General features: G+C 44.0%; 20 protein-coding genes and 1 tRNA gene. 9 read left to right on the top strand and 12 right to left on the bottom strand.

What is annotated here, in order from left to right; genetic code table 11:
* Window positions 1-76: 76 nt before the first annotated feature.
* From ybeY to KIT51_00930, 5 genes are all read right to left on the bottom strand, one after another.
* On the bottom strand, window positions 77-496 hold the full coding sequence (gene ybeY / locus KIT51_00910; GenBank protein ID UYN86876.1) for an rRNA maturation RNase YbeY: 420 nt from the start codon (window positions 494-496) through the stop codon (window positions 77-79).
* Complete coding sequence (locus KIT51_00915) at window positions 496-900, bottom strand: ATP-binding protein (protein UYN86877.1); 405 nt, start codon at window positions 898-900, stop codon at window positions 496-498. The genes ybeY and KIT51_00915 overlap by 1 nt, the downstream gene beginning before the upstream one ends.
* A gap of 17 nt (window positions 901-917) precedes the next feature.
* Window positions 918-4262, bottom strand: coding sequence for a hypothetical protein (locus KIT51_00920; protein UYN86878.1), 3345 nt, complete (start codon window positions 4260-4262; stop codon window positions 918-920).
* Between the two features lie 109 nt (window positions 4263-4371).
* A complete protein-coding gene (locus KIT51_00925; GenBank protein ID UYN86879.1) occupies window positions 4372-4746 on the bottom strand; it encodes a hypothetical protein in 375 nt (124 codons plus the stop codon).
* On the bottom strand, window positions 4739-5080 hold the full coding sequence (locus KIT51_00930) for a carboxymuconolactone decarboxylase family protein (GenBank protein UYN86880.1): 342 nt from the start codon (window positions 5078-5080) through the stop codon (window positions 4739-4741). The genes KIT51_00925 and KIT51_00930 overlap by 8 nt, the downstream gene beginning before the upstream one ends.
* A 217-nt stretch (window positions 5081-5297) precedes the next feature.
* On the opposite strand from KIT51_00930, the gene KIT51_00935 reads away from it, so the two are divergent.
* The gene (locus tag KIT51_00935; GenBank protein UYN86881.1) at window positions 5298-5855 is read left to right on the top strand and encodes a ComF family protein; all 558 of its coding nucleotides are present in this window, start codon (window positions 5298-5300) and stop codon (window positions 5853-5855) included.
* Window positions 5856-5906: 51 nt separating this feature from the next.
* Here KIT51_00935 and gldJ read toward each other — a convergent pair whose 3' ends face one another.
* A complete protein-coding gene (gldJ, locus tag KIT51_00940) occupies window positions 5907-7157 on the bottom strand; it encodes a gliding motility lipoprotein GldJ (protein ID UYN86882.1) in 1251 nt (416 codons plus the stop codon).
* A 482-nt stretch (window positions 7158-7639) separates the two neighbouring features.
* Window positions 7640-11014 (bottom strand): transcription-repair coupling factor, encoded by a 3375-nt coding sequence (mfd, locus tag KIT51_00945; protein ID UYN86883.1) that lies wholly within the window; start codon window positions 11012-11014, stop codon window positions 7640-7642.
* An 87-nt stretch (window positions 11015-11101) separates the two neighbouring features.
* Here mfd and KIT51_00950 point away from each other — a divergent pair, with 87 nt between their 5' ends.
* The gene (locus tag KIT51_00950) at window positions 11102-11293 is read left to right on the top strand and encodes a hypothetical protein (protein UYN86884.1); all 192 of its coding nucleotides are present in this window, start codon (window positions 11102-11104) and stop codon (window positions 11291-11293) included.
* Window position 11294: 1 nt separating this feature from the next.
* Here KIT51_00950 and KIT51_00955 read toward each other — a convergent pair whose 3' ends face one another.
* On the bottom strand, window positions 11295-12518 hold the full coding sequence (locus KIT51_00955) for a hypothetical protein (GenBank protein UYN86885.1): 1224 nt from the start codon (window positions 12516-12518) through the stop codon (window positions 11295-11297).
* 62 nt (window positions 12519-12580) lie between these two features.
* Here KIT51_00955 and KIT51_00960 point away from each other — a divergent pair, with 62 nt between their 5' ends.
* The gene (locus KIT51_00960; GenBank protein ID UYN86886.1) at window positions 12581-13816 is read left to right on the top strand and encodes an NAD(P)/FAD-dependent oxidoreductase; all 1236 of its coding nucleotides are present in this window, start codon (window positions 12581-12583) and stop codon (window positions 13814-13816) included.
* Between the two features lie 31 nt (window positions 13817-13847).
* Here the strand turns inward: KIT51_00960 and KIT51_00965 are convergent, their stop codons facing one another.
* Window positions 13848-14840: an aspartate-semialdehyde dehydrogenase gene (locus tag KIT51_00965; protein UYN86887.1), complete on the bottom strand. Its 993-nt coding sequence runs from the start codon at window positions 14838-14840 to the stop codon at window positions 13848-13850.
* Window positions 14841-14974: 134 nt separating this feature from the next.
* On the opposite strand from KIT51_00965, the gene KIT51_00970 reads away from it, so the two are divergent.
* The 4 genes from KIT51_00970 (at window position 14975) to KIT51_00985 (ending at window position 20208) form a co-directional block, all read left to right on the top strand.
* Window positions 14975-17572, top strand: coding sequence for a lamin tail domain-containing protein (locus KIT51_00970; protein ID UYN86888.1), 2598 nt, complete (start codon window positions 14975-14977; stop codon window positions 17570-17572).
* A gap of 450 nt (window positions 17573-18022) precedes the next feature.
* Entirely contained in the window at window positions 18023-18415 is a 393-nt protein-coding gene (locus KIT51_00975; protein UYN88454.1) for a TraR/DksA C4-type zinc finger protein, read from the top strand.
* A gap of 1 nt (window position 18416) precedes the next feature.
* Window positions 18417-19001, top strand: coding sequence for an SMC-Scp complex subunit ScpB (gene scpB, locus KIT51_00980; GenBank protein ID UYN86889.1), 585 nt, complete (start codon window positions 18417-18419; stop codon window positions 18999-19001).
* Complete coding sequence (locus KIT51_00985) at window positions 18988-20208, top strand: rRNA pseudouridine synthase (GenBank protein UYN86890.1); 1221 nt, start codon at window positions 18988-18990, stop codon at window positions 20206-20208. Before scpB ends, KIT51_00985 begins: the two co-directional genes overlap by 14 nt.
* Here KIT51_00985 and KIT51_00990 read toward each other — a convergent pair whose 3' ends face one another.
* From KIT51_00990 to KIT51_01000, 3 genes are all read right to left on the bottom strand, one after another.
* The gene (locus KIT51_00990) at window positions 20209-21600 is read right to left on the bottom strand and encodes an ATP-binding protein (GenBank protein ID UYN86891.1); all 1392 of its coding nucleotides are present in this window, start codon (window positions 21598-21600) and stop codon (window positions 20209-20211) included. It abuts the gene before it with no gap.
* 209 nt (window positions 21601-21809) lie between these two features.
* Window positions 21810-22094 (bottom strand): GIY-YIG nuclease family protein, encoded by a 285-nt coding sequence (locus tag KIT51_00995; protein ID UYN86892.1) that lies wholly within the window; start codon window positions 22092-22094, stop codon window positions 21810-21812.
* 30 nt (window positions 22095-22124) lie between these two features.
* Window positions 22125-22197, bottom strand: a tRNA-Phe gene (locus tag KIT51_01000).
* A gap of 115 nt (window positions 22198-22312) precedes the next feature.
* On the opposite strand from KIT51_01000, the gene KIT51_01005 reads away from it, so the two are divergent.
* Both KIT51_01005 and KIT51_01010 read left to right on the top strand, forming a co-directional pair.
* A complete protein-coding gene (locus tag KIT51_01005) occupies window positions 22313-23614 on the top strand; it encodes a 4Fe-4S dicluster domain-containing protein (protein UYN86893.1) in 1302 nt (433 codons plus the stop codon).
* Window positions 23615-23616: 2 nt separating this feature from the next.
* Window positions 23617-24066, top strand: a complete 450-nt coding sequence (locus tag KIT51_01010) for a DUF1569 domain-containing protein (protein ID UYN86894.1) — start codon at window positions 23617-23619, stop codon at window positions 24064-24066.
* Window positions 24067-24068: the final 2 nt, after the last annotated feature.

Genomic DNA, 24068 nt, shown 5'->3' on the forward strand with positions numbered 1-24068 from the left:
GGTATTCCACATTTCCACAAATATTATCCACAATGGTTTTGAGCGGTAAATATTGGTTTCACGTGGAACCTAATCTTTAACGCAAAGATAGATAAGAGTCCTCTTTTTTACGCATTTCGGCCTTTTGGCGATCTGACTTGTCATTATAGCCCAATAAATGCAGTGCTCCATGAACCATTACTCTGTGCAGCTCTATGTCAAACGGACAGTGAAATTTTTTGGCGTTTTCTTTAACCCTTGGAATGCTGATGAAGATATCACCCGCAATTAGCCCTTCATAACCTGAATGATCAAAGGTGATAATGTCTGTTAGGGTTTTGTGATTAAGGTATTGAAGGTTTATTCGGCCCAAATAGCTGTCAGAGCAGAAAATGATGTTTAAAGAGGAGAGTTCTTTTCCCTCTGCGCGAATAACTTTTTTTAGCCAGCCCGAGGTTTTTCTGGGGTTTTGTAGTTTAAACCTTGTTTTTTCAGAGAAGAAGAAAACGGAGCCCATCAGGCATTCATGTAGAAGCTTAACTCCACAACTTTACCCCCATCTTTGAATTCAACCTCATCAGAAAGGTGCTTCATTAAGAAAATCCCTCTTCCACCAGGCTTTTCAATGTTTTCGGGTGCCGTTGGATCTGGCAGGTTATGATAGTTAAAACCTTCGCCCTCATCTTTCACAACGAACTTCAGCAGGTTATCATTTAGCATTAAGCTTAGGTAAACATTTTTAAGGGAATCCCCCGCATTGCCGTGCTTTATGGCATTATTCACGGCCTCAGTCACAGCAATCATTATGTTCCCATAAATATCATCATCCAAATGAAAGCGCTCTTTGGCATTGTCAATAAAGCTTTCGATCATCCGGATATTATCAATAATGGAGGGAATCTGAATGCTGATGGTGTTCATCTGGTGGTTAAAAAGTTTTAGTTCTCCCGAATGCGTTTAAAATAATCATTCACTTCTTTTCTATAAAAAGGGTAAAGCTTAAGGGGCACAGTTTTTAACAATTCTACCTCTTTTTCCTTTAACCGTAAATAATCTTCAATTGCTTTGGGCACTTCCTTATCATAATCCTTTGCTCTCTCTCCTTTACGCTCTTCGTCCATATCCTGTTCGCGTAGTGCTTTCTCTGTTTCCAACAACCGGGTTAAAATGTCGCGCTGTCGTTGAATAAGCTGATCGGTCAGCTTTTTATTCACCAGGTCGATTTCCGTCTCTTCCATCCGTTCCGATAGATCACCACCCGGTGGCCCCATTCCCTTTTCCTGTATTTTCTTCTGCATCTCTTGGAGCGCCCTTCTTATTCGTTCTTGTTCCGCAGCCATTTCAGCAAGATCCTCTGAAAGTTCTCGCCCACCCTTTCCGCTGTTCTTTAATTGCTCGATTTTATTGTTAAGCTGTTGTTGCATTTGACTAAGATTCGGCTGGCTGCCCTTTTGCTTTCCCTTTTTGCCTGAGGCCTTGGCATTTGCCATCATGTTCATCATCATATCAAAATGGCTGTCGAGCATTAGGGCAAGATTATTTATAGAAGTCATGCTGAATTGCATTTCCGTTGATATCTGAGGCCTCCTTCTTTCCCTGTAAGCCTCAATAGTTTTATCTAACCGGTCGTTTAATTCGGTTACTTCTCTTGTAATAAAAGAGCCCATCATGGGATCGCGTTTGCCTAAAGCTAACAAGCTGTCTTCCAATACTTTAACATCATCCTTGAGTTTTAGTTGCTGTTGTGCCAATGCATTAAAGCGAGGATCATTAGCCTGCAATTCACTGAATTGCTTCATAAGCCCCTCCTGGTCGTGCGATACTTTTATCAGTCCATGGATAATTTGCCGAAGGGTTTCCAGGTTTTGCATATCCATCTGCATGCTCATGGAATTTTGCATGCTTTCCATTTGCTGTTGCATTTGCTCCATTTTTTTGATGGCCTTTTGTTGATCCCCTTTCGATTGGGATGGTTTTCCTTTTTCGAGGTTCTGTTGGCTGTTTTGTTGAGAGTCCTCTACCTCCTGGGTTTGATCTTGATCCGGTATTTCATCGTTGTTTTTCAACTCTTCGCTAAGCTTTCGTAGCTCCTCGAGCTTTTCTTCAGTTTTTTTGAAATCTTGCTTCAATTTTTCCTGCTCGTTTGCCAGCTCTTTAGATTTTTCAGCATTTTGGTTTTCTGAACCTTTATCCTGATTCCTGCTTTTGTTGGATTTCTCTTGTTCTTTTTCCAGCGACTCAGTTTTTTCCAATAGCGCCTTTTGCTCTTCCTTGTTTTTGCCAAGCTCTTTAATAGCCTGGTCAACTTTGTATTCAAATTGCATTTGCTTGAACAACTCCAGGGTTCGCTCCAATTCTTTCTCCAGGTTTTTTGAATCTTTGTTGAGCTTGTCCATTAAGCGCTGAAGCTGATTTGTATCAGCATTCTCTTTTAGCAATCGCTCCAGTTCCTGAAGAAGTTTTCGGGTTTCATCGTCAAGCAGCTCTTCCATTAATTTTTGGATTTGCTCCGCTTTTTCACGTATGCGTTCATCTTGCTCCGTAAAAGCGTCTTTCTTTTGTTCAAGCAACTTGTTTTGCTCCTTCAGTTCGTTGAGCATTTTCTCCAGGTTTTTCTTTTGCTCAAGAATGTCCTCAATCTTCTTTTTGTCTTGCCAGTCGAGCGACTGCTTGCCTTTCATTTTTTGCTGGGCGTCTTCAATCTGTTTTTGGAGTTCACGGGCCTTGGAATAACTCTGTTCAATTTTTTGCTCAGTTTGTGATTGTGATTTAGAAATCTCACCTACCAGTTGATCCTTTTCTGGAACGTAGAATGTATAGACAGACGAACGTGTTGACTTTTGTCCATTCACACCATCGTTATCCCAAACCTGTAGAAAATATTCAAGGTATTCGCCCGGTTTTAACTTGAGGGAATCCAATCGCCAATTGTAAAAGAAACTCTGTTGAATTTGGTTTGCACCGATAGGTAGATTTACGGAACCTTTTGAAACTTTTTGCTGTGTACTGCTTTTCACATGGAACTGAAGCGTCAGTTTGCTTAAGCCATAATCATCGGAAACGATGCCCCCCAATACAATGCGTTGATAAAGAATGGAGTCGCGAAAATTGTTGACTGAAAGCTGGGGGTATTGATCCTTAATAACGTCAATACGGTAGCTTATGCGTTCTTTGTTTTTGCTGTGTTCGTTTTCCAAAACAACTTCATACTGATCCGGATCTTGCAGCCCTTTCTTGAATTTAAAAACCTGATTATCAACGCTTTGCATGCCGCTGGGTTGGTTTGTTAAACCAAAGGCTATGGAGGCAGTGACGGTGTTGGCCGTATGTATTTGCCACGTGGCCACCGTGCCTTCCGGAACTTCGAGATTGCCAGCGTTAACAAGTTGTTCATTTTTTCGCTGAAGGTACCGCGGGTACTCCAGGCTTAGCCTGAGTTGTGTTAGTTCTGGTCGATTGGCCAACGTAATTTCAAATGCCCGGGAATAAAATCCGGCCGCTTCAAATTGAATTTTCTTTCCTTCCTGCAGTTTGTTAAAAGTGTATTGAAAATTTCCATTGCCAAGGGCATCCATTTTCAGGCGTTGGGTATTCGTTACCAGATAGCACGATTCTGGTATAGCGCTGCCATCCAGCGAAAGCGAAAGCGTAAAGTCTTCATTAAAGAAACCAACAAGCTCTTTGTTTTGGATTACAAAATTAAATGGGGCCTGTGGGGCAAACTGCTGGTTAAAGTTTACAATGCGATGGGTGCTTTGTGTTAATATATTCTTATTGAAAAAGGCAACGAGAACAATAACACCAACCGGTACAAGCAAAACCTTTATGTACTTTTTGTTTTGACGAAGATCAATTGCCGAATCGAACCGCAAGGATTCAAAGGCACCTGACTTTTGCGCCACACTGGCCATGGCAAGTGGTGATTTTTGATTTAGTCCTGTTAGCTGGATAAGGTTTAGTAGCCTGTCTTGTATTTGAGGAAAGTAAGTTCCAATTAGCCGCGCACTCTCTTCTTCGCCCATTCCCTTTTTTGCGACCCAAAATTCAATGGGCTCTTTCAGGAAACGATAAATGCAAAAAATGGCTGTTGCGACAAATGTCACAATGAGCAACAACCGGCCCCAAGGGGCAAGCCAAAGCGCATGCTCAAGCAAGGCCGCAACAATAAAATAGAAAGTTAGTATGGTAATGGAGAGCAAAGCCCCTCTCAATAACAGGTCGGTATAATACCTGCGCCTGAATGAATTAATGTTTGCTTTAACTTTTTCAAATCCTCCTTGCATTGCCCGGGGTTAATACAATTCAAAACGAGCCAACCTGTTTTAAAGTTTGCACGATCACTAAAGATAGTGGCTTATCCTTATGCAAGCAATGCTGGTTATATAAGCGAGATCAGATAGACCCGGGTCGGAATTTCCATTGGTGCTCAATTTCAAAATATTCGAGCACGTGCATTTTCAGCAGCTTTTCCTGCTCCAGTAAATCAAAGTGTGGTAATTTTTTAACTAACTTCCAATGTGGCCAACCCTCCCGATCAAGTCCCTCAAGTTCATAATACCCCGCCAGGCTTAGTACTTTGCAAATAGCGATGTGAAGAAGGTCTTGTTTTTCTTCCTTTGAAAAGAGGCGATACCCCTGCCCCAACTCCTGAACGCCAATAAGAAAAAGCACCCCGTTAAGGTCTTTTGGCTTTTTGCCCAACGTGTGTTCAATAAACCGGAGCAATTCCTGCCAGCTTTTTTCCTGGTCAAGGTCGCGTTTAAACATGGTTAAGTTCTTCCCAATACTCGAAAGCCCTCCTAAGGTGTGGTATCACTATCGTCCCCCCAACCAATGTAGCTATACCCATCGCTTCGTTAACTTCATTGGTGGTTAAACCAACCTCTTTACACTTTCCCAAATGATACCGCACACAATCATCGCAACGCAAAACCAATGAGCAGGTTAATCCAATAAGCTCCTTGCTTCGAACATCAAGGTGCCCTTCGGTATAGGCGTTTGTATCCAGGTTGAAAATCCTTTTGATGATCAGGCTGTCAGAGGCCATGATCTTATCATTCATTTTACTTCGGTAACTGTTAAAGTCTTGAACAATACCCATGCGATGGCAATTAACTTTTAGTATCTTGATTTATAAATACGAAAACTGTTTGAACGCGTAAATATACTACTCCTTGCCCACCCTAACGGAAATATTCAATGACTTCGTTAGCCTGGTTTATCCCCGGTACTGCTTGGCTTGTTCGGAGGGATTGGTTAAAGGTGAGGAACTAATCTGTACCCGCTGCATACACGATTTGCCCAAAACAGGTTACCACTTGACAAAGGAAAACCCGCTTTATAAAAGATTATTTGGCCGCATTCCTCTTCAATCAGCTTTTTCATTTTTGATATTCAGCAAAGGAGGTAAAGTGCAACGCCTCATGCACGAGCTCAAGTACAATAACCACCCGGAAATTGGCATGGTTATGGGCAAAGTTTATGGTGACGAACTTGCAAAGGATGGTTTTGCCGGCATGTTCGATTTGATTTTGCCGATTCCGCTCCACCCCTCCAAGCAAAGGCAAAGAGGGTATAATCAAAGTGAAAAATTTGCCCTGGGCCTGGCCGATAAGTTACGCGTGCCTTGTGTAACCGAAGCTTTGCACCGACAGGTAAAGACGGATACCCAAACGCGAAAATCAAAACTAAAACGGTGGGAAAATGTAAAAGATGTTTTTGTGGTTCAAAATCAGGAAGTAATAAAGAACAAAAGTATTTTATTGGTAGATGACGTGATTACCACCGGGGCAACGGTTGAAGCGTGTGCTCTTTCTTTGCGGCAGGCGCATTGCAAAACGATAAGCATTTGTAGCATGGCTTATGCTGAGGAATAAAAAAGCCCCCCTGTTTTCAGGGGGGCTTTTTTATAATTACTTATTAGTTTTCTAGTAGTTTGATCCGGCCCTGATCATCGCGCAACGGAAACCAATTGTTGCTGTAGCGCTATCCTGATCGAGGAACCTGCGTGTACCCGGAGACATCCAATACGCAACATCTTTCCAGCTTCCACCCTTATAAACCCGTGCTTTGTCGGTAATAAGCGATGTAAAGCTTTCAGGGTTTCTTTCGGTCCACTCACCCGTTGCAGGATCTTTAAGGATGCGGTTGTTGTAGCCGCTGGCATCATCTAAAAATCCATCACGCCTCATCGGGTTAAGATCATCCACATCCTGGAAAGAGAGCGGGCGGTAAACATCCTGAACCCATTCACTAACATTTCCGGCCATGTTATACAACCCGAAATCATTCGGAGGAAACTCATAAATATAGGAAGTAATAAGGGCGCCATCGTTTAAGCGGCCGGCAATACCAGCATAGTCGCCACGACCACGCTTAAAGTTTGCAAGCATAAAGCCCATTTGTTTTCCATAGGGGTTACGAACAGCGTGGCCATCCCAAGGATAAACGCGCTGGTGGGTTTGCATTTCTTCTAACCACTGTGTGCCGATCATGGCCTGGGCAGCATATTCCCATTCCGCTTCGGTAGGAAGGCGGTATGCAGGGATAACAAAGCCCGATTCTAACGGTATGCGACCATCGGTTTCAGCGTATTCCGTGCCGGCTTTTTTAGCAAGTTGAATGTTTACAGCGCGGGTTCTCCAAACGGAATAATTTGTAGCCTGAGTCCAGCTAACACCCACCACGGGGAAGTAGCGGAAACCGGGATAGCGCAGGTAGTGATCAACATAAGGATCGTTAAATGCGAGTTTTCCAACCCATACGGTTGTGTCCGGAAGGGCAGCCTGGTATACTTCCTGAGAAGAATCGCGCGCCAGGTAGTGAAGATATTCCAACCAATGGATGTTGGCGATTTCAGTTTCGTCCATATAAAAGGAGGCAACAGAAACCGTTCTTTCAATATTGTCGCGGAAAGACATGACATCCTCTTCATAAGAACCCATTACCGTTCGGCCGCCCTCAATAAATACCATGTTTGGGGCATCGGGCTGGCCTTTGTATGCATTGACCATGAAGCCCCCTTCGTCTTCGTTATTAAAACGAAGACCAGTGGCGGTACTTACTTGCCCTGGGTTTTGGGCGGTTGGCTTTCCACCGCCCCTGCCAAAGAGGGAACAGGCCGAAAGCACGACTGAACTGATGGCTAAAAATAGAAGAGCCTTAAGATAGTTGTTCATTGTAACGTTGATTTTAAAGCAACTGCTAATATATGGACATAAATGCATGTTTTCCAAGCAGAAGCCATTTTATTCATAAATCATTAATCCAATAACGGTTGGTGTTAAAGAACGCATTGGCGACCCGGGTATTGTTTCGGGAAGGAGCCATCCCAAAACAGGAAACGCAAGCAACGATAAACGATCAAAACCGAGGGTTGAGCAGTTAAAATTAAGGGCCTATCGGATGGCATGAAATTTAAGCGGCCTCATGTGCAAAAGACCAATAAAATGCTTTCAGTTCAAGAGTTCCGCACCATGCCCTTTGAGAAGAAGTGCGACATTGTAACTTACGATGGGCAGTACTTAACCTTTCGCCAATTAGGTGATTGTAAAGTTTTTCTCTACAGCACTGATAATTTTTTTGTAGAGGTGTACTACACTACCAAGTATCAAAAAGTGTTGATGATAAATGCGTTTGAAAGTACACGTGGCCTGGAACCTTACCTGGACACAATTTCCTTAGCTGATTTATACTCAAGACCAATCATATGATGGAGTATTTCTATAGCTTTTTCTACCTGCTCGACCGAATCAATAACTAAAAGAGGCTTTCCTGCTTGTTCACGCAATTTGCAACTGCGCGGATGTGTTTGGACATACTGTAACACTTTGCTGAAAACTTCAGAGTTAAAATACTCTTCTTTGCTGGACACAAAATACCCACGAAGTTTTCCTCCTTTTAGGGTTAACTTTTCAAACCCGACCTTTTCTCCCAGCCACCTTAGCCGAACGGAGTTGATCAATTCACGAACCGACACAGGGATTTCCCCAAACCGGTCGCGAAGTTCACCAATGAATTTTTCTAACTGTTCCTCATTCTTTATGTTATCCAACCGCGCATACAATTGAAGGCGCTCACTCGTATTGTTTACATAGCTTTCCGGAATAAGTATTTCCAGGTCAGTTTCAATAATGCAATCCTGAACAATAAGCTTTGCTTTCGCGGCCAGTTCGTTGGCAAACAAATCTTTGAAATAAGTTTCCTTTAGCTCCTGAATGGCATCGTCCAATATTTTATGGTACGTTTCAAACCCAAGGTCATTTATAAAACCGCTTTGTTCCGCACCCAATAAATTTCCTGCACCGCGTATATCCAAATCGCGCATAGCTACCTTAAAGCCATCACCCAGATCTGAAAATTCTTCGAGCGAAGCCAAACGTTTCCGCGAATCGGAGGTAAGCAGTGAAGCCGGTGGAGTGAGTAAGAAACAAAATGCTTTTTTATTGGAGCGCCCAACGCGGCCGCGCATCTGGTGAAGATCGGACAAACCAAACATGTGCGCCTGGTTAATGATGATGGTGTTGGCATTGGGTATATCCAAACCCGATTCTATGATGTTGGTTGACACCAGCACATCGTATTCGCCATCAATAAATTTCATCATGGCTTTCTCCAGCTTGTCGCCATCCATCTGTCCATGTGCAATACCGATGCGGGCATCTGGTACCAGTTTGTAGATGATGTTTGCTACTTCTTCAATATCGTTTACGCGGTTATGTACGAAAAAGACCTGCCCTCCTCTGCGCAATTCAAAGCTTACAGCATCGCGAATAATGGTTTCATTAAACGTGTGCAACTCTGTGGTTACTGGTTGTCGGTTGGGTGGAGGTGTAGCAATAATGCTTAGGTCGCGTGCGCCCATTAATGAAAAGTGCAGGGTACGCGGTATGGGCGTAGCGGTGAGGGTAAGCACATCAACATTATGCTTTAGTTCTTTTAGCCTGTCTTTAACTTTAACACCAAACTTTTGTTCTTCATCCACAACCAGTAACCCGAGATCTTTAAACCCAACATCTTTGCTGACAATGCGGTGGGTGCCAATGAGAATATCAACTTTTCCCTCCCCCACCTGCTGAATGATTTTTTTTATTTCTTTATCAGAGCGGAACCGGGAAATGTATTCGATGGTTACCGGAAAATTTGAAAGCCTTTCTTTAAAGGTACGAAAATGCTGCATCGCTAAAATAGTGGTGGGCACCAGCACAGCCACTTGTTTTCCTTCTGTGGCGGATTTAAAAGCCGCACGAATGGCCACCTCCGTTTTACCAAATCCAACATCTCCACACACCAACCGATCCATTGGGTGCGGTTGCTGCATGTCATATTTTACATCTTCTGTAGCCTTGGCCTGGTCGGGGGTATCGTCATATAAAAATGAAGACTCCAACTCGGCCTGCAAATAACCATCGGGCGTGAAAGCATAACCAGGAGCACCTTTGCGTTTGGCATATAGCTCTATGAGTTCTTTGGCAATGTCCTTAACACGCTTTTTGGCTTTTGATTTTTTTGTTTCCCACTCCTGCGATCCAAGTTTACTGATGAGTGGAGGAGCACCTTCTTTGCCCGAGTATTTTGATATTTTGTGCAGCGCATGTATGCTCACAAATAAAACATCGTCATCGCGGTATACCAGGCGAATGGCTTCCTGCTCGTGCCCGTTTACTTCTTTCTTTTCTAACCCGGCAAACTTTCCAATGCCGTAATCAATGTGGGTAACAAAATCGCCCGGCTGCAACGTTTGTAATTCACGCAGGGTAAGGGCCTTTGAACGCGAAAATTTTTCCCGTGCACGATAGCGATGGAAACGCTCAAAAATCTGGTGATCGGTATAACAAAGGATTTTTAAGGTGGCATCGACAAATCCCTGGCGGAGCGAAAATTCCAAACCAGTAAAGTGAAGTTCAGGATGAATCTCCTCAAAAATTCCACGCAGGCGGTCGAGTTGTTTGGGCACATCAGCCGCGATAAAGTTTACAAATCCCTGGTTTTGGTGCTCGATGAGATTGTTGGCAAGTAACTCGAAATTTTTATTGAACGAAGGCTGTGCGGATGATGGCCATTCAAAAACTACTGCATTCTTTAGTTCAAACCGATTACCGAATTCAATTTTTGTGAAGGGATTCGTCAGCTTTAAAAAAGAATTACTGTCATCAAAAAGTTTCTCCGGACTTAACACCACCTGCGTATTGCTGGAGGCGACAATGCGATGAAAGGATTCGCTGACTTTGTCGAAGGACTTCTGAATAACATCAACAGTCAAACGAAAATCTTTAAACCAAACCCGGGTTTCACTTCCGATAAACTCAAATAATGATTGTCGCTCTTCGTGCATCAAGCGCGTTTGAATATCCGGGATAATATTAATGGCTTGTACCGTATCGACCGAAAGCTGCGATCCGGGATCGAATGAGCGAATACTTTCTACCTCATCACCAAACAACTCAATCCGGTAAGGCAATTCGTGAGCAAATGAAAAAATATCAATGATTCCCCCACGCACCGCAAACTGCCCTGCCTCATAAACGAAATCTGTTTTTTCGAAATCGTAACTGTGCATGAATTCCTCCAGGAAGGAAACATTAAGTTGTTCACCAGTTTTTATAGCGAATGTATTAGAGGAGAGTGATCGCCTGCTGATTACTTTTTCCGACAAGGCTTCCGGATAAGTAACTATAATTTGAGGAGAAGTTTTTGCCGCAAGCGCATTCAACACTTCGGTGCGCATGAGAATATTGGCATTCTCCGTTTCGTCAAACTCATAGGGCCGTTTGTACGACATCGGGAACAGGAGAATCTCGCGCCCTAATAAATTTTGAAGGTCGTTTTGAAAGTAGGCAGCTTCTTCCTTATCCTGTAAAACAACCAGGTAATCCTGCGGGTGCAGTGTAAACGTTGCGGCCACCAATACTGCATCCAGGCTGCCGGATAAACCTTTAATTCGAATAGGTTGGTGATTGGGCGCAGCGATCCCTGCGGCTACGGTCTTCACTAAACCATCCGCACAGTACAGACCTAAAAATTCATTCGCCCTCAAATCGTGCTGCTTAAAGCGAGGCGTAAATGTACTGTTGCTTACCCTCTCCTTACAAAAAAGCCATGTTAAATTTCTTACTTTTAGTAAATGGACAATGTTCGCCTCTTTTTTCTGCTGCTGAGTTTAGCCGCCCTGTTATTTATGGTGGCCGGTTTGTTTAAGCCGTGGCTACTGCTGTGGTGGGAGGATGTACAGAATCGAAGAAAGGTGATAAAACTGTATGGAAGCATTGCGCTTCTCAGTTACCTGGTATATCTCGGACTTCGTTTTGTGGGATAATCTATTTCAGCCGATCAGCCACAACCGTGTATTTCTTTTCCAATGCTGTAAACCCAATCAGGTAGTGATCGCCCCCATCGTTTAGCTTTAATTTTTTCTTCAGCGCCTCAGCGGTGAGTGGATAATTTCGGGTAACAACGTTGGCCTTGCCGGTTATAAAAAATGCCCTGATTGCAGCAGGCTCAGGCTTTACAACGGCATTAACTTTATAAACACGGCCCGGAAAATCCTTCACAAATTCATTACTGGTGTATAGGTGTGTGTTTGCATGTAATTTATTCAATCTGAATTTTGCTGACACCAGCTTGAAGGCACCCGCTTTAAGAATAGAAGCGTTGGGTTCGTATAGATAGGCCAGGGGTTCCGAGAATTCTGCAACCGCAGCCCTTTCTTCAGTTTGTGTAAAGGAGAATTCTTCTTTATCGTTATCCTGTAAATTGACCGCATGAATTGTGGGCTCACCCAACCAGGATGAATGGCATAAAAAAAGAACCTCCTTACATTCATTTTTTATTGACAAAATAAAAATAGCCCTAACGTTCTGAAGTTCTTGTAATCCTTGTTGGAGATCAATAAGCGGGGAAGCCTTTATTAAAAGAAAATCTGACTTGGCGAATAAGGCAGAAGTTAATGCGGTTACATCTGGTTCGCAGGAAGAAAACCTGAATACTTTTTTGTTTGCTTTATCCCTTCGCGATGGATCAAGGTAAAGGAGATCAAATCGTTTGTCCGTTTGCTGAAGAAATCCCTCGGCTGTAATTGCCTGATATGAAATATTTTTAGCCCCCAGCTTTTCATGATTATGCCGGGTTATTTCAAGCAGCGTTTGATTCGGCTCCACGTAATCAACATGGTCAAATACCTTACTGAAAAAATAACTGTCTACACCAAAACCGCCAGTAAGGTCTGCACAGCTTTTACATTCCGGCAAAAAAAGGTGAATCACTTCTGCTTTGAAATTTGCAGATACCTCGGATGAACTTTGCTCAAGATTGACTGAAGGTGGATAAACCATTCCGGTTGTGGCGTAGTAGGATGGAAGTTTATCTTTAGCTTTTCTTCTTCCCCGTAATTGCTCAGCCAAAGCGGCTGTCGGAATACCAAAGAGCGATTTGTGTTTTAAAACAAGTTTCCTTTCATCGTCATGCTCGTGCTCTTGCAAATACTGCTGCACTTCAGGCGCAGCCAGTGAATGTAATTGTGAGGCAGAATTGGATTCAGACATATACGGAATCAAAGTAACCGAAATTTTCCATCAACTGATGGTCAATTTGTAATTTGCCATCCATGTACGATCTTATAGTAATTGGTGGCGGTGCGGCCGGATTTTTTGGGGCTATTCAGGCCGCTGAGCTAAATCCACATTTAAAGATTGTTATTCTTGAAAAATCAGGAAAGCTTTTATCGAAAGTTAAGATTTCGGGTGGAGGCAGATGCAACGTTACCCATTACGAGTTTAATGTAAAGGCATTGGCGCATCACTACCCACGCGGGGAGAAGACCTTGCGAAACCTTTTTCAAAAATTTCAGGCGAAAGATGTTGTTGCCTGGTTTGAGCAAAAGGGCATAGCACTTAAGACAGAAGCCGATGGCCGGATGTTCCCAACAACCAATTCTTCCCAAACCATTATCGATTGTTTTTTGAGTGAGGCGAAAAAAAGAAATATAGAAATCAGACTAAATGAAGCCGTAACAGATATCCAAAGACTGCAGGATACTTTATGTATCGCAACAGCTACCGGCAAAACCATTGATGCCAAAAATGTATTGGTAGCCATTGGTGGCCATCCTCAGCACAGCAGTTATGAATGGATTGAAAAATTGGGGCACTCCATAACACCACTTGTTCCTTCATTATTTACATTCAATGATCCTTCAAAACGATTTAGTTCATTGATGGGAATAGCCGTTGAGAACGGTTTGGTAAGAATTGCCGGCACAAAGTTTATGCAGCAGGGCCCCGTGCTTATTACCCATTGGGGGCTAAGTGGCCCTGCAGTAATTAAGCTTTCTGCCTGGGCTGCAGAATGGCTTCATCAGGTAAATTATGAATTTACAGTACTGATGAGTTGGGTAGGGGATAGAAAGGAGGAAGGGCTTAGAGACGAATTAACCGCATTACGAACATCAAGACCGAAACTTCATGTAGTAACAAACCCACTGTTTCAATTATCACAACGATTGTGGACTAAGCTTTGTGAAGAGGCAGAAATTGAGCCGGGCAAAATATGGGGGGAGCTCAGCAACCGTAACCTCAATAAATTAATTGAGCAATTACTCAGGTGCCAATTTCATATAAAAGGTAAAACTACCTTTAAGGATGAGTTTGTTACCTGTGGTGGGGTTGACTTGAATGAGATTAACCAGGAGACGATGGAGAGCAGACTTGTTCCGGGTATCTATTTTGCAGGGGAGGTGCTGAACATTGATGGCGAAACGGGTGGGTTTAATTTTCAATCGGCATGGACTACTGCATGGGTTGCTGCGCGACATATAGCACAAAAAGAAAAGGCCGGAGGTTAATCCGGCCTTTGAATAGTTAATGTTGGATATTTTAGTAAACCAAGCTCTTCTCCAACATAAACTCGGCAATTTGCACAGCATTGGTAGCTGCGCCCTTGCGCAAGTTGTCGGCCACAATCCAGAAGTTAAATGTATTGGGTTGTGATTCGTCCCTTCTAATCCTCCCCACAAAAACCTCATCGCGTCCCTGGGAATTTATTGGCATCGGGTAAACATTATTCTTCGGGTCGTCTTGAACAATAATACCGGGTGTATTCGCCAGTATTGATCGCGCTTCGCTGCAGGTGAAGTCGTGATAGAACTCAGCATTCACCGCCTCTGCATGGCCACCGATAGTAGGCACACGCACCGTGGTAGAGGTAATACCAAGGGTTTGGTCGCCAAGGATTTTACGTGTTTCATTCACCATCTTCATCTCTTCCTTGGTATAGCCGTTATCCAAAAACACATCGATGTGCGGTAAGGTATTCATATCAATGTTATGCGGATAAACCTTATTGCCCTTGATACCGGCCCGCTCATCCTGTAGTTGCTGTACCGCATCCTTGCCGGTTCCGGTTACAGATTGATAGGTGGAAACAACAATTCGTTTCAGTTTGTACTTCGCGTGAAGCGGGGCCAGCGCCATTACCATTTGAATGGTAGAACAATTGGGATTAGCGATGATACGGTCGTCAGTGGTTAGCTCTTGCCCGTTAATTTCCGGTACAATTAACTTCTTGGTAGGATCCATTCTCCAGGCAGACGAATTATCGATTACGATGCTGCCCATTTCGGCAAAGCGGGGAGCCCACTCCAACGAGGTATTACCTCCGGCCGAGAAAATAGCCATGTCAGGGGCCAGCTTACAAGCCTCTTCAATGCTTTTAATGGTGTATTCCTTGCCCTTAAAGGTCAAGGTTTGGCCAACCGACTTGGCGGAGGCCACTAAGTACAATTCGTCAAACGGAAAGTTTCTTTCTTCAACTACTTTCAGGATTTCCTGGCCAACCAACCCGGTGGCCCCCACAACGGCTAACTTCATTATCGTATTTAATTGTTTAAAACCAAGCTTCGTCCCTGTTCCGGAACGGACGCGCAAAAATAGTATTTTTGGTTACAGGCATAACAATGGATGTAACGAATAAAATTCCTTTAGTTCACTGCACACGATTGCTCATGATAAATATCAGTGTCATTTGCTTTCTTATGCTCTTGAGCCAGGTATGTTTGGCGCAGTTTTCCGATACCTTTTCCGATGGCGACTACACCCAAAACCCAACCTGGACGCCCGATGACCCCAACAACTGGTTGGTTGCTAACGGCCAACTGCGTTCAAACTCCTCTGTGGCAAGTTCCTCGTTTTGGATATCAACCCCATCCGCTAAAGTAACCGAAGCCCAGTGGGAGTTTTTTGTCAACCTACAGTTTAACACCTCAAGCGCTAACTATGTTGATGTTTACCTGGTTTCGGCAAACCAAAACTTGGGCGCTGCGGGCAACAACGGCTACTTTGTGCGTATTGGTGGAACACCCGATGAAGTTAGTCTATATAAAATAGTTGGAGGTACGGCCTCCGTTATCATTAACGGGACGGATGGCGTAACCAATTTTTCAAACAATGTGTTGCGTGTAAAAGTGGTGCGCAATGCAGCCCACCTTTGGACGCTTTCGTACGATAACACCGGAACAGGCAATAATTACTTTGACGAGCCGCCTGTGACTGATAATACCTTTACCGTTGGAAACTATTTTGGTATTCGTATTGTCCAATCAACATCATCGTTTTTCAACCGCCACTTCTTCGATAACTTTTATGTTGGCGATATTGTACAGGATACCGAACCTCCTTTAATTCTTTCGGTAAATGCATTAACCGCTAATGTACTGGACGTATTTTTTAATGAAAGGGTTGATCCTTTCACTGCACAAACACCAGCTAACTATTCAGTTAACAATAATGTGGGTCAGCCTCAAACTGCTCTTTTGCAACCCAATGAACGAACCGTTCGGTTAACCTTTTCCAATTCTTTTCCCAACGGCATTACCTGTCAGTTAACGGTGAGTAACGTGAAGGACATTTCAGCCAATGCCATTACATCTGCAAATGCTGATTTTTTCTTTTTTCAATCCTTACCTGTGCAGCACAAGGATGTAATTTTTACCGAACTCTTTCCAGACCCAAATCCGGTTATCGGTTTGCCCGAAGCAGAATTTGTTGAGTTGTATAACCGCAGCGGCAACCCGGTTAACCTGGTGGGCTGGAAATTTTCCGATCCATCATCAACTGCAACGCTTCCAAATTTCATTTTGCAACCGGGCGCCTTTGTAATTATTACACCAAATACTTCAGCCTCTTTGTTTTCGACTTTCGGATCGGTGATAGGTGTTTCCAATTTTCCCACACTGAATAACAGTGGGGATAATCTGTTATTGCGCGATCCCGGTAACGCGGTGATTGACTATGCTGATTACACAGATGCCTGGTATAAGGACGATGACAAGCGGCAAGGCGGATGGACGCTGGAGTTAATTGATACAGAAAATACATGTGCCGAAGAAGAGAATTGGGTCGCCTCGGAACATCCTTCAGGCGGAACGCCCGGTAAAGAAAATTCTGTTAAAGCATCAAAGCCCGACCTCACGGGACCGAAATTGGTATATGCCATTCCCACCTCACCCACACAAATTAAAATCGGGTTTGACGAAAAACTAGAAGCTGATCTCCCATTAGTCACCGACTTTATTATCTCTCCGACTCTTGAGGTAATGTCAGTCTCATTTTCTTCAACCCGTTTACGCGAACTTCTCCTCGAACTGGGCGCCCCTATTTCTCCACAGCAAACCTATACCATAACTGTTGCGAACATCCGCGATTGCAGTGGCAATCTCCTCCAGGAAAACTTTCGTTCAGTGAGCTTTGGCTTTCCTGAAGATGCACAACAAGGTGATGTTGTTATTAATGAACTGCTTTTTAACCCACGGCCATTTGGTGTTGACTTTATTGAAATCCTTAACCGATCGAACAAGTTTATTAACCTGAAGAACTGGCAGATTGGAAATGTTGAGAACGGACTACCCACCAATTTGAAAGTTGTTACAACGGATGATTTGTTGTTGCCCCCGTCATACAAACTCGCATTTACAACTGATCCCGCTACCATTCGGGCGCATTATCCAAAATCTTCGCAAGGCAATTTATTTCGTGTTTCTTCGCTGCCTTCTTTCCCCGACAGGGAAGGGTCTGCAAGCCTGGTAAATCCATCAGGCGTAACCATTGACAACATGCGTTATGAACAGAACTTTCATTCTGTTTTTCTGCGCGACAAAGAAGGCGTTTCGTTGGAACGGATTTATGCGGAGGGCAACAGCAACGATCCCAACAATTGGAAGTCAGCAGCCTCAACAGAAAATTTTGCCACACCGGGCTATGCCAATTCAAATGCAGGCAATACTCAACCTGTAACGGGCGAAGTAAAAATTGAACCCGAAATTTTTGTTCCGTTATACGGTCAGCCGGATTTCACCGAGATACGGTATGACTTTGATCGCGGTGGGCGTGTGGCCAACATAAAAATTCTTGATCAGCAAGGTCGTGAAATCAAGCAACTGGCGAACAATCAAACCCTAGCAACAAAAGGTTTTTTTCGTTGGGATGGTGATCGTGATGATGGTACCAAGGCTCGGCCAGGTTATTACGTAGTGTGGTTTGAGTTGTTTGACAATACAGGCTTGGTGGAAACATATCGAAAGCGTGTTGTGATTGCTGCCCGATAGAAGAGGTTGGGATTTCAAACGTGGTAATAAACCCCCCTTTATTTTTTGTTTTACCCCCCACCCTGTATTTTTGCCCGTCCAAAAAATGGCACCGACCGACCGGATTCAACCGGGCGGACGCAACTTTTTAAACAGGAAAAATTTATGGCAAAAGCAAAGAAAACAGCCAAAGCAGCAAAGAAATCAACTGTTAAGGCAAAAGCTAAGGCTAAGAAAGCGACCCCCGCAAAAGCTAAAAAAGCAGCCAAAAAGCCTGCGCCCAAAAAAGCAGCTAAGCCTGTAGCTAAGAAGCCCGTTAAGGCGGCTAAAAAGGTGGTAGCCAAACCTGTTGAAAAGAAGGTTGTGGCCAAGAAACCTGCCGCTAAACCTGCCGATAGGCCATCGTTGCTAAACCCAACTTTTTTCCCACCCCTCACACAGCGGCCTATTGCCCACAAGCCGGCCAACAAAATTTCTGTTTCGGAAGACAAAACCCGTTATTCTGAAGAAGAGCTAAAGGAGTTTGAAAGTCTTATCAACGAAAAGCTGGAAAAGGCCCGTGGTGAATACAAAATCCTGAAGGAAACACTTAACCGTAACAACGATGAAGGTACCGATGCTACCTCGGGAGGAAACACTAAGGTTTTAGAGGACGGTGCAGAAACAGCCGAGAAGGAAAACTTAAGCCAGCTTGCGGCTCGTCAACAGAAGTATATTACCAACCTGGAGAATGCCCTTGTTCGCATTAAGAACGGCACGTATGGCATATGCTCCGTTACCGGAAAATTAATTCCAAAAGAAAGATTGATTGCAGTGCCCCATACCACGCAATCCATTGAAGCTAAAATGATGAAGAAAGACTAACATGGATTTTCTTCAAAACCATATTGAGGCCCTGATCTTCTGCTCACCAGCCCCGGTAAAAGTTGCCGATATAAAAGCCTGCCTGTCGGAAATGTTTAATGCAGATGTGCCCGAAGAGGATATTGCCAACGCCATTGTTCGCCTGGAAGAAAAATTTGCCTCTGATGAATTTGCTTTCCAACTAAACAAAGCCAATGGCGGGTACCAGTTTTTAACCAAGCCTGCGTACCAGTCAAGTATCGGCATTTTGCTTAAGCAACAATCGAAAAAGCGACTGTCTACATCGGCCATGGAAACATTGGCCATTATTGCCTACAAGCAGCCCATATCGAAAACAGAAGTGGAAAATATTCGTGGTGTGAATTGCGACTATGCCGTTCAGAAATTATTGGACAAAGGATTAGTAGAGATTAAAGGTAAAGGCGAAACTATTGGGCGCCCTATGCTGTACGGCACCTCTGCAAAATTTATGGAGTACTTTGGCATCAATGAACTGGCTGACCTTCCGGTGCCCAAAGATTTTACAACCGAAATTAATATCATTGGGGAAAGCACCGACCTAAAAGATACCGATGCGCAAGCGTGATTCTTCCGGCCCCTCCCGGGGCAAGCGCGGAGCCTCCCGTCAGGAGCGCCCCCCAGGAAGATCAACATCTTCTGGTAAACCATCGTTTCGGAAATCAAGCAAAGAGGAAGGTAAGCGAAGGTTCGATAAAGACGAACCAAAAAAACCGTTCAAGAAATTTGACAAGGGCCCATCAACACGATCGGGAGAAAAGCCGTTTGCGGGAAAACCAAAGTTTGATAAGCGATCATCTTTTCGAAAATCAGAAGGGGAATCGTTTGAGGAAAAAAAGCGATTCGACAGCGAGGGCACTAAATCCTCTTATCGAAAACCTGATAAAACGGGTCGCGGCAAGAAGTTTACGAAAACAGGGCCGGGCTTTTCAACAAACACAGAAAAGCCCAATGAAAGGCGAGAAACAAAGCCACGCGGGTTTTTTAACAAGCAATCATCCGGAAGGTTAGGACCGGGAAAGCATTCGACAAAGAAGCAAGAGACACCAACCATTAACAGCCAGACTGGCAAGTACAGACTTAACCGTTACATCGCCAACAGTGGTGTTTGCTCCAGGCGTGAAGCAGATGAGTTGATTAAGATGGGTTTGGTTTCTGTGAATGGAAAAGTAATTACGGAAATGGGTTTTCAGGTAGGTGCCCGCGATGAAGTGCGTTATGAGGGCCGCGTGTTGCGCGCAGAAAAACCCGTGTACATTTTAATGAACAAGCCAAAGGGTTACCTCACCACAACCAAGGATCCGCAGGAGCGGAACACCGTGATGCACATTATTGGCAATGCCGTAAAAGAACGTGTTTACCCCGTTGGCCGCCTCGACAGAAATACAACAGGTTTGTTGTTGTTTACCAACGATGGCGACCTGGCCGATAAGCTTTCGCACCCTTCCTACAATGTAAAAAAAATCTACAAGGTTGAGTTGGATCGCCCGCTCACGAAAAATGATTTTCAGAAAATAATGGATGGTGTTCAATTGGAAGAAGGCCGTGCGGTGGTTGATGACCTGGCCATTGTGTCTGACGATGGTAAAACCGTGGGTATTGAGTTGCACATTGGTTGGAACAGGGTGGTGCGCAGGATTTTTGAGAAACTCGAATATGTTGTTGTTCGCCTTGACCGCTCGGTTTATGCAGGATTAGATAAAAAGGATTTGCCCCGTGGCCACTGGCGATTTTTAACACAGGAAGAAATCATCCGCCTCAAGCATTTTAAATAATCAGGCGTTGCTCAAGGTTATAGTAAACGTGGTGCCCTGCCCATACTCTGAGTTAACCGAAATACTTCCATTAATTTTTAACAACGCTTCTTTTACAATGTACAAACCAAGTCCGGTGCCTTCAACTTTGGTTTCTGCCCGGTAAAACATTTCGAAAATCCGAGGTAAAGCCTCCTTTTGTATTCCCCGGCCATTGTCTTCAACAATTATTTCCACATTGCGCCCGGTGCGTTTAAAAGCAACGCGGATAATTGGTTTGGGCTGATGGATATTGTGGTATTTAACTGCGTTTGAGATCAGGTTGCCCAGGATAATTTTCATTTGGGCATAGTCGGAACTAAATATATTTTCCGGATCGGCCGCATAGTCAAGTTCAATAGAAGGTGCATTTTGATTAAACTTTACATCGGCAATGGTATCTTTAAGGAGGTTATTGAAATCAATGGTTTCGATTTTCAGATCAAGCTTCTTGCTCCGCGATAACTTGAGGATGTCGGTAATTACCGAATCAAGTCGTTTTATACGCTCTTCAATCATGCCCATGTAGCGCAACGTAGTTTCATCAGTAAGTTCAAGCCGGGCAACATTGGTTATTCCTAAAATGGATGCAATGGGCGAGCGCAGGTCGTGCGATGTGCTGTACATAAAGCTGTCCAGTTCTTTGTTTAATTTATTTAAACGTTCACGCTCATCTTCTAACAACCAAACCACCATGCCCAGGCCGGCCAGGGTAATCAATACCAGTTCAACCATGCCAAAGAAGAATGGGAAACGGAACGCATGACCCAGGTAATTAAAGACAGCCACCGAAAAGTAGTAGCTATAGGTTAGGCCGTATAAGAAAAAGGAAATAACCAGTATACGCTGGCCAATGCCACGCGTAAAAACAGGGCTTTGCATGGCTATAATACCGGCCGCAAGAAAACTTGCCGCTATAACAAGGTACCTCAGGCCAACCCGCAACAAGTAGCGGTTAAGTGATCCTTCTGTACCCGGGGTATCATAATATGCCCAAATCGTTACAAAGCTAATACCCGCTATAAGGGCTGCCGAACCAATAATAAAGGATCGCTTAAAAGATTTTTTTCGGATGATTTCCTGAAGCCCGATAATCAGGAAGAATGCATGTAGGAATATTCCACATTGCGACAAGAATGAAGCCACCAGTCGGATACCGTCATTCTTATTGTAGCCGTATAGCGTACTAAACCCCAGCGAAAATGCGGCCAGGGAAAAAAAACCAAAGCTCCACGCCCAGGTTTTCATAAAACGCCTTCTGTAAACGTAACTGAAATACACAAAAGCAATGGCGACCACCAGGGCAATTATGGTTTCCGCCAGGTAAGTGGCCGCAGTGCGCGCTATTATTTCATTCGACAAACCTTCAAACATTATAGGGGCATCAGTTTGGAAAATTAGCCACAAAAAACGGCAAACCAACAACAGATGGGTGCGTCCCTTAGGCTACGGGTGATTAATGGATTGGCTTTGCAGGATGTATACAAAATAAGGCATAAAAAAACCCCAGTAAGTTACTGAGGTTTGTGGTGACGGAGGGAATGCTGACGCTTCGGTCAGCACCCTGACTGGCGGTAGCCACGTCAGGGTTGAACCGAAACGAGCAAGGCGTGGTGATGGGATGGGTATTTTATCATGAATTCGATTAACCTTTCATTCGAGAGGTTTTTGAGTTTTAGCTCCAGTCCGTAGGCCTCTTTTTTAGTGGGTTTTGTTGTACACCACACAAGGTTCCAGGGTTTGAATTTTTTCGAATATGTAACCTTTCCGGAGTTGTGTTCAGTCAGCCTTCGTATGAGGTCATCAGTATGTCCTTTATAAAAGGATTGGTTGATTTGGCTTTGCAGGATGTATACAAAATAAGGCATAAAAAAACCCCAGTAAGTTACTGAGGTTTGTGGTGACGGAGGGAATTGAACCCCCGACACAAGGATTTTCAGTCCTTTGCTCTACCAACTGAGCTACGTCACCGGGATAAATCTGCCCTGAGCATTATTCAGGGGGCACAAAAGTATGTATTTTTAGATTCGGTGCAAAACCGGGCTGTATTTTTGGATTTCAGGATTTTGGGAATTAACTATCACGCATGATTCAACAGGTTGTATTTATTCTGGCCTTTCTGGTGTTTGCATACTTTATCCGCAAACGCATACTCTTGATTCGTTCAGGTATTCAACTGGGAAAAGTAATCCCGACAACAGGCGATACTTCATTGCGATGGAAGAACATGATTTTGGTGGCCTTCGGACAGAAAAAAATGTTCAAGCGTTTAGTGCCAGCCATTCTTCACCTGTTCATATATGTCGGATTTCTGGTTATAAACCTGGAAGTGCTCGAGTTTGTCATTGATGGGGTAGCCGGAACACATCGGGTGTTTGCGCCTTACCTTGGTTCAGTCTACCCGGTGCTGATGAACGTCTTTGAATTTCTTGCTATTGCCGTTCTCTTGTCGTGTGTGTTTTTCCTTATCAGAAGAAATATTCTTAAGGTACCCAGGTTCTGGTCGGCTGAAATGACGCGTTGGCCCCGCCTCGATGCCAACCTGATTCTGGTAGTAGAAATTATTTTGATGTTCGCCATTCTCTTTATGAATGCTGCCGATCAAATCCTTCAAGCCAGAGATGCGCACTACACTTCGACTGGCACCCTCTTCTTTAGCAGCCAGTTGGCCCCCATCCTTCAAAACCTCAATACCTCAACGCTTATAATTGTTGAACGAGCAGCATGGTGGTTTCATATTGTCGGTATTCTGGGGTTTGCGGTGTATGTAACCTACTCCAAGCACCTGCATATCTTCATGGCTTTTCCCAACACCTATTTTGCTAAGCTTGAACCGAAGGGCCATGCCAATAATATGCCGGTAGTAACAAATGAAGTAAAGTCTATGCTCGGCCTTGCTGAGGTTGCGGCAACACCACCTGCAGAACCCGGAAGATTTGGAGCAAAAGATGTTAATGACCTTTCACGGATAAATCTTATGGCTGCGTTTGCGTGTACGGAGTGTGGACGATGTACATCCGAGTGCCCGGCTAACCTTACCGGTAAAAAACTATCACCACGAAAAATTATGATGGACACGCGCGATCGTGTAGAAGAAGTTTCAAAAAGCATGGCATCGGGCGGAGCGGGATTAAACGATGGTAAATCGCTGTTGGGTGATTACATCACCAAAGAAGAAATTAATGCCTGCACAAGTTGCAATGCTTGTGTGGAGGCTTGTCCGGTAATGATTAATCCACTCGAAATTATTCTGGAGATGAGAAGATATGTGGCTATGGAAGAATCCGGCTCGCCCGCTTCATGGAATTCTATGTTTCAAAACATTGAAACGAATTTTGCTCCATGGAAATTTTCACCCAGCGACAGGTTTAACTGGGCTAAAGATTAATCATGAAAAATCTTTTTGATCGGAACGATTCACAGGAAATCCTTAACCGGATTGAAAAGCTAACGCCTGAAACGCAACGGTTATGGGGTAAGATGGATGTAGCGCAAATGCTTGCACACTGTTCCAAATTGCTTCGTATTGCGCGCGGACTGGAAAAACCTAAGCGAAGTGTACTCGGTATTCTGCTGGGCTGGATGGTGAAGGAAACTTTTTTCGGAGCCAAGCCCCATCCTAAAAACAGCCCCACGGATAAAACATTGATCGTGGCTGATCAAAAAATATTTGAAGAAGAAAAAAAAACACTGATTGAACACATCAAGGCATTTTCAGAAGGTGGTCCGCAAAAGTGCACCACACACCCCAATCCATTTTTCGGAAAATTAGCACCTGAAGAATGGGCACGGGGACAGTACAAACACCTTGATCACCATCTTCAACAATTCGGAGTATAAAT

This window comes from Cyclobacteriaceae bacterium (assembly GCA_025808415.1).
Classification (GTDB): Bacteria; Bacteroidota; Bacteroidia; order Cytophagales; family Cyclobacteriaceae; genus UBA2336.

Excerpts from the sequence above, each read along its gene's own strand:
- KIT51_01010 (UYN86894.1), top strand. The coding sequence starts at position 23,617 with ATGAAAAATCTTTTTGATCGGAACGATTCACAGGAAATCCTTAACCGG.
- KIT51_00960 (UYN86886.1), top strand. The coding sequence starts at position 12,581 with ATGTACGATCTTATAGTAATTGGTGGCGGTGCGGCCGGATTTTTTGGG.
- KIT51_00950 (UYN86884.1), top strand. The coding sequence starts at position 11,102 with ATGGACAATGTTCGCCTCTTTTTTCTGCTGCTGAGTTTAGCCGCCCTG.
- KIT51_00925 (UYN86879.1), bottom strand. The coding sequence starts at position 4,746 with ATGTTTAAACGCGACCTTGACCAGGAAAAAAGCTGGCAGGAATTGCTC.
- KIT51_00965 (UYN86887.1), bottom strand. The coding sequence starts at position 14,840 with ATGAAGTTAGCCGTTGTGGGGGCCACCGGGTTGGTTGGCCAGGAAATC.
- scpB (UYN86889.1), top strand. The coding sequence starts at position 18,417 with ATGGATTTTCTTCAAAACCATATTGAGGCCCTGATCTTCTGCTCACCA.
- KIT51_00985 (UYN86890.1), top strand. The coding sequence starts at position 18,988 with ATGCGCAAGCGTGATTCTTCCGGCCCCTCCCGGGGCAAGCGCGGAGCC.
- KIT51_01005 (UYN86893.1), top strand. The coding sequence starts at position 22,313 with ATGATTCAACAGGTTGTATTTATTCTGGCCTTTCTGGTGTTTGCATAC.
- KIT51_00915 (UYN86877.1), bottom strand. The coding sequence starts at position 900 with ATGAACACCATCAGCATTCAGATTCCCTCCATTATTGATAATATCCGG.
- ybeY (UYN86876.1), bottom strand. The coding sequence starts at position 496 with ATGGGCTCCGTTTTCTTCTTCTCTGAAAAAACAAGGTTTAAACTACAA.
- gldJ (UYN86882.1), bottom strand. The coding sequence starts at position 7,157 with ATGAACAACTATCTTAAGGCTCTTCTATTTTTAGCCATCAGTTCAGTC.
- KIT51_00930 (UYN86880.1), bottom strand. The coding sequence starts at position 5,080 with ATGGGTATTGTTCAAGACTTTAACAGTTACCGAAGTAAAATGAATGAT.
- KIT51_00995 (UYN86892.1), bottom strand. The coding sequence starts at position 22,094 with ATGCCTTATTTTGTATACATCCTGCAAAGCCAAATCAACCAATCCTTT.
- KIT51_00955 (UYN86885.1), bottom strand. The coding sequence starts at position 12,518 with ATGTCTGAATCCAATTCTGCCTCACAATTACATTCACTGGCTGCGCCT.
- KIT51_00990 (UYN86891.1), bottom strand. The coding sequence starts at position 21,600 with ATGTTTGAAGGTTTGTCGAATGAAATAATAGCGCGCACTGCGGCCACT.
- KIT51_00970 (UYN86888.1), top strand. The coding sequence starts at position 14,975 with ATGATAAATATCAGTGTCATTTGCTTTCTTATGCTCTTGAGCCAGGTA.
- KIT51_00920 (UYN86878.1), bottom strand. The coding sequence starts at position 4,262 with ATGCAAGGAGGATTTGAAAAAGTTAAAGCAAACATTAATTCATTCAGG.